At 69.9% G+C, this 13,792-nt stretch carries 9 protein-coding genes; 1 reads left to right on the top strand and 8 read right to left on the bottom strand.

What is annotated here, in order from left to right; all coding sequences use genetic code 11:
• The first annotated feature begins 339 nt into the window (after nt 1-339).
• Nucleotides 340-1,992 carry a methyl-accepting chemotaxis protein gene (locus GRX31_RS01165; RefSeq protein WP_160851127.1) on the top strand — a complete coding sequence of 551 codons (1,653 nt, stop codon included), beginning with the start codon at nt 340-342 and terminating at the stop codon, nt 1,990-1,992.
• Here GRX31_RS01165 and GRX31_RS01160 read toward each other — a convergent pair whose 3' ends face one another.
• The 8 genes from GRX31_RS01160 to GRX31_RS01125 all read right to left on the bottom strand — a co-directional run bounded on the left by GRX31_RS01160 (nt 1,993) and on the right by GRX31_RS01125 (nt 13,781).
• Nucleotides 1,993-2,991: a porin gene (locus GRX31_RS01160; RefSeq protein ID WP_026062702.1), complete on the bottom strand. Its 999-nt coding sequence runs from the start codon at nt 2,989-2,991 to the stop codon at nt 1,993-1,995.
• Nucleotides 2,992-3,289: 298 nt separating this feature from the next.
• Nucleotides 3,290-4,612, bottom strand: coding sequence for a hypothetical protein (locus GRX31_RS01155; protein WP_016452208.1), 1,323 nt, complete (start codon nt 4,610-4,612; stop codon nt 3,290-3,292).
• Between the two features lie 22 nt (nt 4,613-4,634).
• Nucleotides 4,635-5,699, bottom strand: a complete 1,065-nt coding sequence (locus tag GRX31_RS01150) for a homocysteine S-methyltransferase family protein (RefSeq protein WP_017406622.1) — start codon at nt 5,697-5,699, stop codon at nt 4,635-4,637.
• 248 nt (nt 5,700-5,947) lie between these two features.
• The gene (locus GRX31_RS01145) at nt 5,948-6,643 is read right to left on the bottom strand and encodes a helix-turn-helix domain-containing protein (RefSeq protein WP_202396452.1); all 696 of its coding nucleotides are present in this window, start codon (nt 6,641-6,643) and stop codon (nt 5,948-5,950) included.
• A gap of 54 nt (nt 6,644-6,697) precedes the next feature.
• The gene (locus GRX31_RS01140; RefSeq protein ID WP_160851125.1) at nt 6,698-7,783 is read right to left on the bottom strand and encodes a YkvI family membrane protein; all 1,086 of its coding nucleotides are present in this window, start codon (nt 7,781-7,783) and stop codon (nt 6,698-6,700) included.
• 59 nt (nt 7,784-7,842) lie between these two features.
• Nucleotides 7,843-8,997, bottom strand: a complete 1,155-nt coding sequence (locus GRX31_RS01135; protein ID WP_272918438.1) for an NAD(P)/FAD-dependent oxidoreductase — start codon at nt 8,995-8,997, stop codon at nt 7,843-7,845.
• A gap of 151 nt (nt 8,998-9,148) precedes the next feature.
• Nucleotides 9,149-10,582, bottom strand: a complete 1,434-nt coding sequence (locus GRX31_RS01130) for an efflux transporter outer membrane subunit (RefSeq protein ID WP_046982621.1) — start codon at nt 10,580-10,582, stop codon at nt 9,149-9,151.
• Nucleotides 10,575-13,781 carry an efflux RND transporter permease subunit gene (locus GRX31_RS01125; protein WP_160851121.1) on the bottom strand — a complete coding sequence of 1,069 codons (3,207 nt, stop codon included), beginning with the start codon at nt 13,779-13,781 and terminating at the stop codon, nt 10,575-10,577. Before GRX31_RS01125 ends, GRX31_RS01130 begins: the two co-directional genes overlap by 8 nt.
• Nucleotides 13,782-13,792 lie beyond the last annotated feature (11 nt).

The raw sequence follows: 13,792 nt of genomic DNA, 5'->3' as shown, positions 1-13,792 counted from the left end.
CGCCGCCAAGCACCGGGCCGCAGCTGGCGTCCGGGCGCCAAAAGGTGTAGGCGGACGGCTCGGCATCTTCCGCATCCACCGCCCCTGCCCTGCATCAGACCCGCGCATGGCCAGCCGCAGTCCTGCCGCCCTGGAAGGGCCTGCGCCATGAGACCCCGCATCAAGGGCCGCATCTGCCGGACCTCGGGCTGGTTCCCCCCCTGAGCGCACGCGCCGGCCCTCGTCATTGCCTTCGTTGATCCCTTTCCACCTTGCTCTGCACCGCAGGCCAGGTGTGCCCTGCTGCACGCCTTTTTTTGCCCCCTTGCCGTTCAAGGGATACGACTTCAGAACTTCGCCATGCAAGCCTTTCGCAACCTCAAGATCTCCTCCAAGCTGCTGCTGGCCTTCCTGGCCGTGCTGGCGCTGACCACCTTCGTGGGCCTGTATGCCGTGATGCGGCTCAGCCAGATCAACCAGGCGTCCGTCGACATCGCCACACGCTGGATGCCCTCGTCGCGCATGCTGCTCACCATCCGCGCCACCACGGCGCGCTACCGCGCCAACGAGCTTCAGTACCTGATCTCCACCAGCGACCAGGATATCAAGGCCTTCGACGCCATCATGAGCGACCTGTGGAGCAAGATCCAGACGAACTACGACAACTACGCCAGCTTCATCCAAACCGAGCAGGAAAGGGCGTCCTACGACGAGCTGGGCCGGCTGCGCAGCGCATATGCCAGGGAGCACGCCATGATCATGACCCTGGCACGCAACGGCCGAAAGGACGAAGCCTTGGTGCTGGCGCAGGGTGAATCGCTGGAGCTGAGCCGGCGCCTGTACGACCAGATCGACCGCATGGTGCAGATCGACCACGATGCCGGCCAGGAGGCCAACAGGCACGCCAATGATCTGTACAGCAGCGCGCGCGCCTGGGTGGTGGGGCTGCTGGCCGCCAGCATCGCGCTGGGACTGGCGCTGGCGCTGGCGCTGGCGCGCATCGTGGCGCGGCCGCTGATCGAGGCCGTGGGCGTGGCCCAGGCCGTGGCCGAAGGCGACCTGACGCGCCGCATCCAGGCCACCACCACCGACGAAACAGGCCAGTTGCTGCACGCGCTGCACCGCATGGACCAGAGCCTCATCCACATCGTCAGGCAGGTGCGCAACGGCACGGACTCGATCGCCACGGCCTCCAGCCAGATCGCCTCGGGCAACAACGACCTGTCGCTGCGCACCGAGCACCAGGCCAGCTCTTTGCAGGAGACGGCTGCCTCCATGGAGCAGCTCACCGTCACCGTGCGCCAGAACACCGACAACGCGCGCCAGGCCAACCAGCTGGCAGCCTCGGCCTCGACCGTCGCCCAGCAAGGCGGCGAGGTGGTGTCCCAGGTGGTGGACACCATGGACGCCATCCATGCCTCTTCGCGCAAGATCGCCGACATCATCGGCGTGATCGACGCCATCGCCTTCCAGACCAACATCCTCGCGCTCAACGCCGCCGTCGAGGCGGCGCGCGCCGGCGAGCAGGGCCGGGGCTTTGCCGTGGTGGCGGCCGAGGTGCGCGCACTGGCGCGACGCTGCGCCGATGCGGCCAAGGAGATCAAGCTCCTCATCGAGGACTCCAACGGCAAGGTCAGCACCGGCTCTGCCCTGGTCGCCCAGGCCGGGCAGACCATGCAGAACATCGTCAGCAGCGTGCGCAACGTGACCGACATCATGGGAGAGATCACCGCTGCCAGCGTGGAGCAGACGGCGGGCCTGGAGCAGATCAACCAGGCCATCTCCCAGATGGACCAGGTCACCCAGCAGAACGCGGCCCTGGTCGAGCAAGCCGCCGCAGCAGCACAGTCCCTGCAGGAACAGGCCTACGGCCTGCAGCAGGCCGTGAGCGTCTTCAAGCTGGAGCGCGGCATGGAACTCACCGCCCTGCCCGCCACCCCTCAGCCCATGCCGGCTCCAGGCCCGGCCAGGATCACCAGCGCAGCCCAGTCAGGCCGCTGGGAAGCGCATTGATCAGAACGAATGGGCCATGCCCACGCCGAAGGCCGTGCGCGAGCTCTGGTTCTCGTAGCGCTGGTGTCCCAGGCTGGTGTAGAGCATGGTGCGCTTGGACAGCGCGTACTCGGCGCCCAGCGACAGCATGTTGTTGGTGTCTCGGTCCAGGCGCTGGCGCGCATAGCTGGCCTTGAGCGTGGTCGCGCCCATGCCGTAGGTGGCGCCCAGCGAGACCATGCGCGACTTGTCGGGCCCCGTGCCGGGCGTGCCCGACTTGCTGCGGTCATAGGCCAGCATCACCGCTGCCGTGCCGATGCGGTATTTGCCGCCCATGTACAGGTCGGTGTCGCCGCTGCCGTTGCGCTCGTGCGCCACCATGGCCGCCACCGCGCCCTGGTCGTAGTTGACCGATACCGAACGCGCACGGCCCTGGCGGCCGGGCGCCTGGGTGCGTTCGGGCGAGGCGCTCAGGTGCAGGGAAAAGCCGCCGAACTTGGGCGAGTCGTAGAACACGCCGTTGGACATGCGGCCGTATTCGGGCGAGCCGTTGTTGCTGGCGCGGTCGGTGGGCGTCAGGTAGTGGGCCATGTGCCAGGCCGGCGAGGCGATACGGTTGAAGTTGCCCCAGGGATCGAACTGCCATTCCTGGCTCCACATGGCGCTGAGCGCGCGGCCCAGGCGCAGGTGGCCCCAGTTGCCCTGCAGGCCCACGGTGGACTCGTCATGCCAGAAGGGCTTCTTCGGATAGTCCTCGGTCAGGCCCGTGTCCAGGTCGAAGCGCGTGCTCAGGCGGAAGGTGGCCTTCAGGCCGCCGCCCAGGTCCTCGAAGCCGGCAATGGCCAGGTTGCTGCGCTGAATCGTTCCCAGCTTGCTGGTCTTGTCGAAATCCCGGAACACACCCGCGTCCAGATAGCCACTGATGGTGACGTTGGAGCCGGCGCCAGATGACTGGGCGGCCACCGGCAGGGCGGCAGCGATGGCGAGAGAGGCAAGGGTCAAGCGGGAGGTACAACGCATCCTGAACGGGTTCCTGAAATGAAAGATGGCACAACACCGGCGCGGCCCGGGGGCATGCGCGAACGGCGACGGGGGCTGCCACAACCGGGGTGGCTGGAAAGGTGCGCGGCGGGCTGGTGGCCAGCCGCGACTTGAAGGCAGCCAGGATGCAGATCGCAGCATGATCGCTGCACATTCGTCAAACATCCCGGCCAAAGACGTCAACCGCGCAGGTGGCGGGCAACAGGCGGCATTATGAAAGCAGGGGCCGGCGATGACCACGCCACCGTCAGGCCCGGTCAGTTTCGCAAGGCCGGTCTCAGCGGCTGCGCTCGGTGCGCGACACGTCCCAGAGCCGGTTCATCTCGCTGCAAAAGGGCTGGGCACAGGGAGCGCGGCCCTCGTACTGGCAGCCTTCGGTGGTACAGAAATGCGACTGGTGCTCGAAGGCCCGGCGCTCGCGCGGCAGGGCGCCCGAAGCCTGGGCCGCCGCCATGTGCAGCCAGGGATCGTTGCGCTGCTGCAGCATCTGCTGCACCTCCTGCGCGAACGCGGGCGACAGCGACGCCACCGAGGCCAGCCCGGCCGGCGATGCCATGGCGCCACCGGGCTGGCGCAGCGGCTGCAGCTCCAGCAGCAGCAGGGCGCTGGTGCGCAGCGCATCGGCGCCACGCGGCTGCACCACCACGGCCACCGGCCCCGAGGCCAGGGACTGCAGCGAGGCATCCAGCGGCAGGCGCAGGCCCGGCTCCGTGGCCTGGGCGCCCGCCAAGGGCAGCGCAGCGCCCGCAGGCAGGGCCGCCGCCGTGAAAGGGGCCGCACCCGGCGCGCAAGCCGATGCGGCCGCCAGCGCCATGGCCGCGCCCTGCGCCTGGGCCCAGGCCTGGGGCACCTGCAGGCTCAGCGTGAAGCCGCGCTCGCCCTGCGGCGTCAGCAGCGTGCCCTGCTGCACCCACCAGCTTTGCAGCGCGGGCAGGGTCTGTGTGGCCCCCCCGGCAGCGCCGCCTGCAATGCCCCCTGCTGGGCGCGCCCCGGCCTGCGGCGCCAGCCCGGATCCGGCCAGCAGCGCATCCATCACCTTGCCCTTGGCAGCCGCCACGGCCAGCGTCACTGCGGCAGCGGCGGGCGGCATGGAGGCCGCAGGCGTTGTCGATGCGGACGGGATGGGCGGTCCGGCCTGGGCCGATGGAGCGCTCCGGGGATCCTGCCCGCCAGGCGCCGTCGTGCCTGCCGCCAGCGCCTGGAGCAATGCCGCCGAGCCCGGCTGGGCCGCCAGCAATTGCAGGGCCTGGCCCTGCTGGGTGCCCACCTGGGCCAGCAGGGCCTGCAACAGCCGGCCCAGCGCCTCGGACACGCCGCTGGCCGGCCACTGCGGCGCAGGCGCGCCGGGGCTGGCCTGCACCTGGCGCGCCAGCTGGGCCACCAATTGCTCAAAGGCCTGCAGGCGCAGGCTTTGCAGCATCTCGGGCGACCAGCGCACGGCCGTGGCCGCTGGCGGCGTGACGGGAACGGAGGGTGAGGCGGATGACGCGGGTGAAGCCGGCGCCACCGGCGCACCAGCGGCCGGGCCGGGCACAGGCGCCGCCACGGGCTGCGGCAGCCCTGCGGCTGGAGACGGAACGGGCGGCAGCGGCGAACTCATGTCAGAGGCTCCGCCCGCGCGATCAGGCCGATTCCGGGTAGAACAGGCGGCGCGTGGGCGTGCTGCCCACGGCCTTGGCGATGGCGCCGATGTGGTCCGGCGTGGTGCCGCAGCAGCCGCCCACGATGTTGACCAGGCCTTCGGCCGCGAACTCATGCACCAGGCGGCTGGTGACTTCGGGCGTTTCGTCAAAGCCCGTGTCGCTCATGGGATTGGGCAGGCCGGCGTTGGGGTAGCAGCTGATGAAGGTCTCAGGCGCGGCCTTGTTCAGTTCCTGGACGTAGGGGCGCATCAGCGCCGCGCCCAGCGCGCAGTTCAGGCCGATGGACAGCGGGTTGGCATGGCGCACGCTGTGCCAGAAGGCCGTCACCGTCTGCCCGGACAGGATGCGGCCCGAGGCATCGGTCACCGTGCCGCTGATCATGATGGGCAGGCATTCGCCGCTTTGCTCGAAGGCCTCGTCCACCGCGAACAGCGCGGCCTTGGCGTTGAGCGTGTCGAAGATGGTCTCGACCAGGATGACGTCGGCGCCGCCCTCGATCAGCGCCAGCGTCTGCTCCAGGTAGGCCTGGCGCAGCTGCTCGAAATTCACGTTGCGCGCGCCCGGATCGTTCACGTCGGGGCTGATGCTGGCCGTCTTGGGCGTGGGACCCAGGGCGCCGGCCACGTAGCGCGGATGGCCGGGCGTGCTGTACTTGTCGCAGGCCGCGCGGGCCAGCCGGGCGCTCTCGAGATTCATCTCGCGCGCCAGATCGGCCATGTGGTAGTCGTCCTGCGCAATCGTGGTCGCGCCGAAGGTGTTGGTCTCGATCAGGTCGGCGCCGGCGGCCAGGTACTTCTCATGGATGTCGCGGATCACGTCGGGGCGGGTGAGCGACAGCAGCTCGTTGTTGCCCTTGACGTCATGCGGGAAGTCCTTGAAGCGGTCGCCCACGCTGCCCGGGCCCGTGTAGCCCTGGCCCCGGTACTGGGCCTCTCCCAGCTTGAAGCGCTGGATCATGGTGCCCATGGCGCCGTCAAGAATGACGAGGCGCTTGGCAAGGATGGCGGGAAGCTCTTTGGCGCGGGTGTACTGGGGCAGGCTCATGGGCAGCGATTGTAGGAATTCCGGGGCGGCCGTGCCGGGCACGAGGATTCCCCCAGAAAAACGGCCTGCGCCCCAAACAAAAGGCGCGACCTATGAAACTAGCGCACCCCCACGCCAGAGACACCGAGGAAGGGCCTATGCCGGCCGCGCCGCCCCGCACCGAGGGTGTCGTCCCCCTCCCGCGAAGCGAGAGAGGGCGCCGTGCACACGGGGGAAGCGGCGCAGCCGCTCAGGGGGTGCTAACCATTTCAGGTGCAGACAGAGACGACTTGCGCCGGCTGGCGGCTCAGGCTCACATACACATGGCCCACGCCGCTGTCGAAATATGCGGCCTCGTGGCGGCCCAGTTCCACCGATTCGCCGTTCTCGAACAGGATGCGCACCCGGCCCGAGAGCACCATCACGAACTCCTGGCCCGCATGGCGGATGGTCTCCGAGAATTCCCCGGCCTCGCGCGCATTGATCACGGCCACCAGGGGCTGCATCTTCTTGCCCGGGAAGGCGCCGCACAGCACGCTGTAGAGGTACTGGTCGGTCTCGTAGCGCTGCACGTCCTCGAAGCGGTCCTTGACCACGGTGGGCGTGTCGCCGGCCGCCTGCTGGGCGTCCCCGACCATGAACAGCCGTGTCATGTCGATGTCCAGCGCGTTGCCCAGCATGAGCACCTTCTCGTAACTCAGCGCGATCTGGCCGCGCTCGGCCTTGGAGATGGTGGACACGGCCAGCCCGCTGCTTTCGGCCACCTGCTGCAGCGTCAGGCCGCGCTCCTTGCGGGCCTTGCGCAGCTTGGCCCCCACTTCGTGCTTGCCTGCGGGCAGGGCGGCGGCCGTGCGGGCGCCCGGCAGCACGGCGGCAAGGACCTGGTCTGCCGTGGGAAGCGGACTGGAACGAGGGCTGGGGCCGGGACCAGGGGCGGGACTGGTGCGAGGACGGGGGCTGGGCATGAAGCGGGCGATCGGGGCTGGCGACCGCCCGATTCTAGGGTCAGGCCCGCCCCCTCAGGTGCCGCGCAGATCGGCCTGGGGCGCCGGCCTGCGGCCCAGGCGCAGCCAGCCTGCCAGCGCGCAGGCCATGAGCGCGAAGCCGATGTAGCCATAGACCGGGTACACCATGCCCACCAGCGTGATGAAACCCGCGAAGCTGCCGCCCAGTGCCACCACGCCCGCCACGCCCGTGCCCCAGCGAAAACGCGGCGTGCCGGCCGGCAGGATGCGGGCCACGAAGGCATAGAGCATGCCCACGGCGGTGTTGAGGATCATGCCGAAGATGACCAGCGACATCAGGTGCCCCAGCCAGGGCGAGATCTGCGTGGCCAGCGCCAGCATGGGCATGGACAGGCCGCCCAGCGTGTCCATGCGCCAGACCATGGCGGCCGCGATCAGCAGCATCAGCAGGCCCAGCAGCAGCCCGCCGGCCACGCCGCCCCACAGCGCCACGCGGCGCGAGCTGGCCTGGCCGCCCATGATCACCAGGAAGGGCATGCCCGCCACCACGTTGTAGGAGACATAGAGCAGCGCGGCCACCAGCCAGTGCCCCGCACCCCGGGGCTGGGCGGCGGTGGCGGCCTCCAGCGCGGCCGGCTCGCCCTGGGGCGTCACCAGCACGTAGCCTGCGACCACCACGGTCATGAACACCAGCAGCGGCGTGACCGCGCCGATGAAGGCGATCACCCGGCCCACGTCCAAGCAGACGATGAGCACCGTGGCCACGGTGGCCAGCACGCTGCCCCAGACCTCGGGCAGGCCCAGCCACTGGTGCAGCAGCGAGCCTGCGCCCGCCAGCATGACCACCGTGATGGCGAAGAGGAAGAAGGTGATCAGCACATCGAACACCATGCCCACATGCCGGCCCAGCAGGGCCTGCACCACCTCCTTGTGCGAGCCGGCCTGCAGGCGCTGGCCCATGGTGGAGAACGCCATGGACAGGAAGACGAAGGCCAGGGCCGCCACCAGGCAGCCCGCCAGGCCGATGGCGCCAAAGCCCGCGAAGAACTGCAGTATCTCCTGCCCCGAGGCGAAGCCCGCCCCGACGATGACGCCGACGAAGGCGCCGGCAATCCTGCTCACTTCCTTGAATGCACCCATGCCTGTCTCCTTGGATTGTTGTGTGTTGCGGGGGCTGAAAAAGCGAAAAGGCAGGCGTCTCAGGCCGCGAAGCGCTCCGGACTCAGCCGCCGGGCATCGACGCCCTGGGCCAGCAGCTCGGCGGGCAGCGGCTCGCGCATCAGCAGCGCGGCCGCAGCGGCCGAGGCGCCGGCGGCCGTCTGTATGCCGTAGCCGCCCTGCCCTGCCAGCCAGAAGAATCCTTCACGGCGCGCGTCCCAGCCGATCACGAAGTCGTCATCGGGCGCAAAGCTGCGCAGCCCGGCCCAGACATGGCGCGGCCGGCGTATGCGCAGGCGGGTCAGTGTCTCGATGCGGTCTATGCCCATGGCCACGTCCAGTTCCTCGGCCACCACGTCATGCGGCGGCACGGGATCGGCATTGGCGGGCGAGCCCAGCAGCTGGCCGGCATCGGGCTTGAAGTAGAAACTCTCGTCCACGCCGATCACGGCAGGCCAGCCGTGGATGTCCTCGCCCTCCGGTGCGGCAAAGGTGAAGGCCGAGCGGCGCCGGGGCTCGATGCCCAGCGGCCGCGCGCCGCACAGCCGGGCCACGGCATCGGCCCAGGCGCCTGCGGCATTGACCACGGCGCGGGCACGGACCTGCGACCCGTCCTGCAGCACCAGGGTCCACAGGCCCTGGCCATCACCATCCACCTCGCGCTCGGCGCCGGACAGTTCGGCGCCGCAGCGCAGCCGCGCACCGGCACGCGCCATGCCGCGCAGAAAGCCCTGGTGCAGTTCGGCCACGTCGATGTCCATGGCGTCCAGGTCATGCACGGCACCCACCAGCTGGCTCTCGTCCAGGCAGGGCACCAGGGTGCAGGCCTGGCGCGCGTCGATGCGCTCGGCGCGCAGGCCGTCGCGGCGGTACATGGCCAGGGCCTCGTCCAGCTGGGACTCCTGGCCGGCCGTGCCTATGTAGAGCACGCTGCGCGGCTGCAGCAGCGCGTGATCGCAAAAACCTTCGGGCGGCGCGCTGTAGAAGGCGCGGCTGGCGCGTGTCAGCGCGCGTATCTGCCCGGTGCCGTAGCTTTCCATGAACATGGCGGCCGAGCGGCCCGTGGCGTGGTATCCGGGCTGCGGCTCGCGCTCGAGCACCAGCACCGAGGCGCTCGCACCGGCCAGCCGCCAGGCCACAGAGGCGCCGGCCATGCCGGCACCGATCACGGCGAAATCCAGAACCTGGCTTTCCATCATCCATCGCTCCATTTTTTTCCAATGAGAAAATTATCCGATAAGAAAAAAATGAGGCAAGCCCCTGGTCCTCGTGGTTTTCACCGGGTGCGCCGAACAAGAAAAAAGGGACGGCGCCTGGCCGTCCCTTTTTGCAACGCACGCCTTGTGCTCAGGCTGGCGGCAGCTTCCCGTCCCAGCCACCGGCCAGGGCCTGGTACAGCGCCACGGCAGCGCGCAGGCCGCGTGCGCGGCTGTCGGCGGCGGCGTCCTGGGCCGCGTAGAGGTCGCGCTGCGCATCCAGCACTTCGTACAGGCCCACGCTGCCCAGGTGGTAGCGGCGCAGCGCCAGCTGTTCTGCGCGCTGGCGCTGCTCGGCGGCCTGGGCCAGGTGGGCATCCTCGGTGCGCGTGCGCTGCAGGCGCACCAGGGCGTTCTCGGCGTCCTCCAGCGCCAGCAGCACGGTCTGCTGGTACTGGGCCAGCGCGGCCTGGGCGCCGGCCTCGCTGGCCGCGATGCGCGCCCGCACGCGGCCCACGTCGAGGAAGGACCAGTCCACGCCCAGGAACACGCTGCTGGTGGCGCTGCCGCCCTCGAACAGCGCGCCGCCATGCAGCGCCGTGCTGCCCAGCAGCCCGCCCAGCGACAGGCGCGGGAACAGGTCGGCCGTGGCCACGCCGATGCGCGCCGTGGCCGCATGCAGCCGTGCCTCGGCCACGGCCACGTCCGGACGGCGGCGCAGCAGGCCGGCCGGCGTGCCGGGGTCGATGGCCGGCGGCAGCTGCGGCAGGGCGGCAGGCACATCCAGCGCGGCGATCAGCGCCTCGGGCACCTGGCCCGTGAGCACGGCCAGCCGGTGCTGGGCCATGGCGATCTGCGCCTGCAGTGCCGGGATGCGCGAGCGCGTGGCCTCCAGCTGGGCCTGGGCGCGCGCCAGGTCGAACTCGGTGCCGCTGCCGTGTGTGAGGCGCAGCTGCACCAGGCGCAGCGTGTCCTGCTGGTTGGCCGCGTTGGCCTGGGCCAGGGCCAGGCGCTGCTGCCAGCCGCGCAGGTCGGCATAGCTGCCCGCGACCTGGGCCGCAATGGCCACCTGCAGCGCCGCGAGATCGGCCGCGTCGGCGCGCAGGTCGGCACGCCGCGCCTCGATGTTGCGCCGCACGCGGCCGAACACGTCGATCTCCCAGCTGGCCGACAGCCCGGCCGTGTAGCTGCGCTGGCTGCGCGGCCCGTAGAAGGCCTCGCTCTCGCTGCGCTTTTGCTGCGTGGCCTGGCCCGACATCGTGACCGTGGGGAACTGGTCGAAGCGGCTTTCGCTCAGCAGCGCCTGGGCGCCGTCCAGCCGTGCCAGCGCCACCTGCAGGTCCTGGTTGCCGCCCAGCGCCTGCTCCACCAGCCGCGTCAGCTGCGGGTCCTGGAACTGGCGCCAGAAGGCGGCATCGGGCTCGGCCTGCGGGGTGGCCGGTGCAGGCTCGGCCCGCGCGAACTGTGCTCCGGCCTGTGGCGCCGCAGGCGCCTTGAAGTCGGGGCCGACCGCGCAGCCAGCCACAAGCCCGGCAGACGCCAGCGCCAGCGCGTGTCGGCTCAGGGATTTGCGGATTTCAGACATGGTGGGGCTCCAGGGGTGCGGCTTTGTCGGAGGGTGGGGAGGCAGGCGCGGCATGTGCAGGCGCATGCCCCGTCAGCGCCCGGCCCGAGAGCCGGCGCAGCGTGACGTAGAACACCGGCGTGAGGAACAGGCCGAACAGGGTCACGCCCAGCATTCCGGAGAACACCGTCACCCCCGTGGCCGCGCGCACCTCGCTGCCCGCGCCGCCGCCGATGAGCAGGGGCACGGCACCGGCGATGAAGGCGATGGAGGTCATGACGATGGGCCGCAGCCGCAGGCGGCAGGCCTGCAGCGCGGCATCGACGATGCCCACGCCGCGCAGCTCCAGCTCGCGCGCGAACTCCACGATCAGGATGGCGTTCTTGCAGGCCAGCCCCATCAGCACCACCAGCCCCACCTGCACGAAGACGTTGTTGTCGCCGCCGGCCAGCCAGACGCCGAACAGCGCCGCGCAGATGCACACGGGCACGATGAGGATGACGGCCAGCGGCAGCGTCCAGCTCTCGTAGAGCGCGGCCAGCACCAGGAAGACCAGCATCACGGCGATGGCGAAGACCACGGCCGCGGCGTTGCTCTGCTCCACCTGCTGGTAGCTGAGGTCGGTCCAGGCCAGCTCGATGCCGCGCGGCAGCGTGCGCTGCGCGATCTCCTGGAGCTTGGTCAGCACCTCGCCCGAGGACAGCACGCGCGGGTCGGAGTCGCCGATCAGGTCGGCCGCCGGGAAGCCGTTGTAGCGCAGCACCGGGTCGGGCCCGAAGCTGGGCACCACGGTGACCATGGAGCCAATGGGCACCATCTCGCCGCGCGCATTGCGCGTGCGCAGCCGCGCGATGTCCTCCACGGCCTGGCGGTGGTCGGCATCGGCCTGCAGCATCACGCGCCAGACGCGGCCGAAGGCGTTGAAGTCGTTGACGTAGACCGAGCCCAGGTAGGCCTGCAGCGTCTGGAACAGGTCGGTCAGCGCCACGCCCTGCGCCTTGGCCTTGGTGCGGTCCACCTTGACTTCGAGCTGCGGGATGTTGGACTGGTAGCTGCTGACCGGATAGGTCATGCCCGGCGTTTTGGCGATCTCGGCCTGGAAGGCCTGCAGCGCCTGCTGCAGCGCCGCGTAGCCCAGGCCCGCTCGATCCTGCAGGAACAGCGAGTAGCCCGAGCCGTTGCCCAGGCCCTGGATGGGCGGCGGCATCAGCGCGTAGGCGAAGCCGCCCTCGATCTGCGCGAACTTGGCGCCCAGCTCGGCATTGATCTCCTCGGCGCTGCGCGTGCGCTCGCCGAAGGGCTTGAGCATGATGTAGGAGCTGGTCAGGTTGGGCGTGGTCGTGGTCTGCAGCGCATTGAAGCCCGCGAAGGCAGCGACTTTGTCCACGCCCTCCACGCTGTGGGCCAGCTCCACGATCTGGCGCGTCACCTCGGAGGTGCGGCCCAGCGAGGCGCCCTCGGGCAGCTTGGCGCCGCCGAACAGGTACAGCTTGTCCTGCAGCGGGATGAAGCCGCCCGGCACGGCCTGGAACAGCACGGCCGTGCCCGCCAGCAGCGCCGCGTAGACCGCAAACACCAGGCCGCGGCGGCGCAGCGTCTGCCCCACGGAGTTCTGGTAGCCGTGCGCGCTGCGGTCGAAGAAGCGGTTGAAGGGCCGGAAGAACCAGCCCAGGCTGCGGTCCAGCCCGCGCGACAGCAGATCGCGCGGCGCGCCGCGCGGCTGCAGCAGCTTGGCCGCCAGTGCAGGCGACAGCGTCAGCGAGTTGATGGCCGAGATCACCGTGGAGATGGCGATCGTCACGGCGAACTGCTTGTAGAACTGGCCCGTCACGCCGCTGAGGAAGGCCATGGGCACGAAGACCGCGCACAGCACCAGGGCGATGGCGATGATGGGGCCCGAGACCTCCTTCATCGCCAGGTGCGCCGCCTCCAGGGGCGTGTGGCCCTCCTCGATGTAGCGCTCCACGTTCTCCACCACGACGATGGCATCGTCCACCACGATGCCGATGGCCAGCACCAGGCCGAACAGGGTCAGCGTGTTGATGGAGTAGCCCAGCAGGTACAGCCCCGCGAAGGTTCCGACGATGGACACGGGCACGGCCAGCAGCGGAATGATGGAAGCGCGCCAGGTCTGCAGGAAGACGATGACCACCAGCACCACGAGGATCACCGCCTCGATCAGCGTGCTCTGCACCGCCTTGATGGAGTCGCGCACGAAGACCGTGGGGTCCCAGACGGTCTCGAAGTTCACGCCTTCGGGCAGATCCCTGGACAGGCGCTCCATGGTGGCGTAGACCTCCCGCGCCACGCCCAGCGCATTGGCGCCCGGCGACAGGAAGATGCCCACGGCCGCCATCTGCCGCGTGTCGCTGAGCGAGCGCATGCTGTAGTCGCTGGCGCCCAGTTCGATGCGCGCCACGTCGGACAGGCGCACGACCTGGCCGTCGGCACCACCCTTGAGCACGATGGAGCCGAACTCCTCGGCCGTCTTCAGGCGGCCGCGCACATTGATGGACAGCAGCTTGTCCGAGCCCTTGGGGCTGGGCTCGGCGCCCAGCTGGCCGGCCGATACCTGCACGTTCTGCTCGCGGATGGCGGCGATCACCTCGGCGGCGGTGAGCTGGCGTGCGGCCACCTTGCTGGGATCCAGCCAGACGCGCATCGCATAGTCGCCTGCGCCGTACAGCGCCACCTCGCCGATGCCGGGGATGCGCGCCAGCTCGTCCTTGATCTTGAGCGTGGCATGGTTGCGCAGGTACAGCGCATCATGGTTGCCGTCGCTGGAGGTCAGGCCCGCATACATCAGCGGCGTGGACGAGCGCTTTTGCGTGGTCACGCCGTACTGGCGCACTTCCTCGGGAAGGCGGCTCTGCGCCTGGCTCACGCGGTTTTGCACGCGCACGGCTGCCGTGTCGGGGTCCACGTCGGCGCGGAAGGTCGCCACCACCTGCAGGCTGCCGTCCGAGGCCGCGACCGACTTCAGGTAGATCAGGCCTTCGACGCCATTGATCGCCTCCTCCAGCGGCACGGCCACCGACTCGGCGATCTCCTTGGGATTGGCGCCCGGATAGGTGGCGCGCACCACCACGCTGGGCGGCACGACCTCGGGATACTCGCCCACGGGCAGCTGCGGAATCGCAACCAGGCCCACGGCGAACAGGATGATGGAGAGCACGACCGCGAAGATCGGGCGGTCTATGAAGAATTTGGAGAAATCCATGGTGCGTCCCG

The sequence above is a fragment of the Delftia sp. CH05 genome (assembly GCF_009827015.1).
GTDB classification, from domain to species: domain Bacteria; phylum Pseudomonadota; class Gammaproteobacteria; order Burkholderiales; family Burkholderiaceae_C; genus Comamonas; species Comamonas tsuruhatensis.
Note: the sequence above shows the minus strand (reverse complement) of the source record. Positions and strands in the feature narration are given on the sequence as shown.

Coding starts and splice junctions, on each gene's coding strand:
- GRX31_RS01165 (WP_160851127.1), top strand. CDS start 340: ATGCAAGCCTTTCGCAACCTCAAGATCTCCTCCAAGCTGCTGCTGGCC.
- GRX31_RS01160 (WP_026062702.1), bottom strand. CDS start 2,991: ATGCGTTGTACCTCCCGCTTGACCCTTGCCTCTCTCGCCATCGCTGCC.
- GRX31_RS01155 (WP_016452208.1), bottom strand. CDS start 4,612: ATGAGTTCGCCGCTGCCGCCCGTTCCGTCTCCAGCCGCAGGGCTGCCG.
- GRX31_RS01150 (WP_017406622.1), bottom strand. CDS start 5,699: ATGAGCCTGCCCCAGTACACCCGCGCCAAAGAGCTTCCCGCCATCCTT.
- GRX31_RS01145 (WP_202396452.1), bottom strand. CDS start 6,643: ATGCCCAGCCCCCGTCCTCGCACCAGTCCCGCCCCTGGTCCCGGCCCC.
- GRX31_RS01140 (WP_160851125.1), bottom strand. CDS start 7,783: ATGGGTGCATTCAAGGAAGTGAGCAGGATTGCCGGCGCCTTCGTCGGC.
- GRX31_RS01135 (WP_272918438.1), bottom strand. CDS start 8,997: ATGGAAAGCCAGGTTCTGGATTTCGCCGTGATCGGTGCCGGCATGGCC.
- GRX31_RS01130 (WP_046982621.1), bottom strand. CDS start 10,582: ATGTCTGAAATCCGCAAATCCCTGAGCCGACACGCGCTGGCGCTGGCG.
- GRX31_RS01125 (WP_160851121.1), bottom strand. CDS start 13,781: ATGGATTTCTCCAAATTCTTCATAGACCGCCCGATCTTCGCGGTCGTG.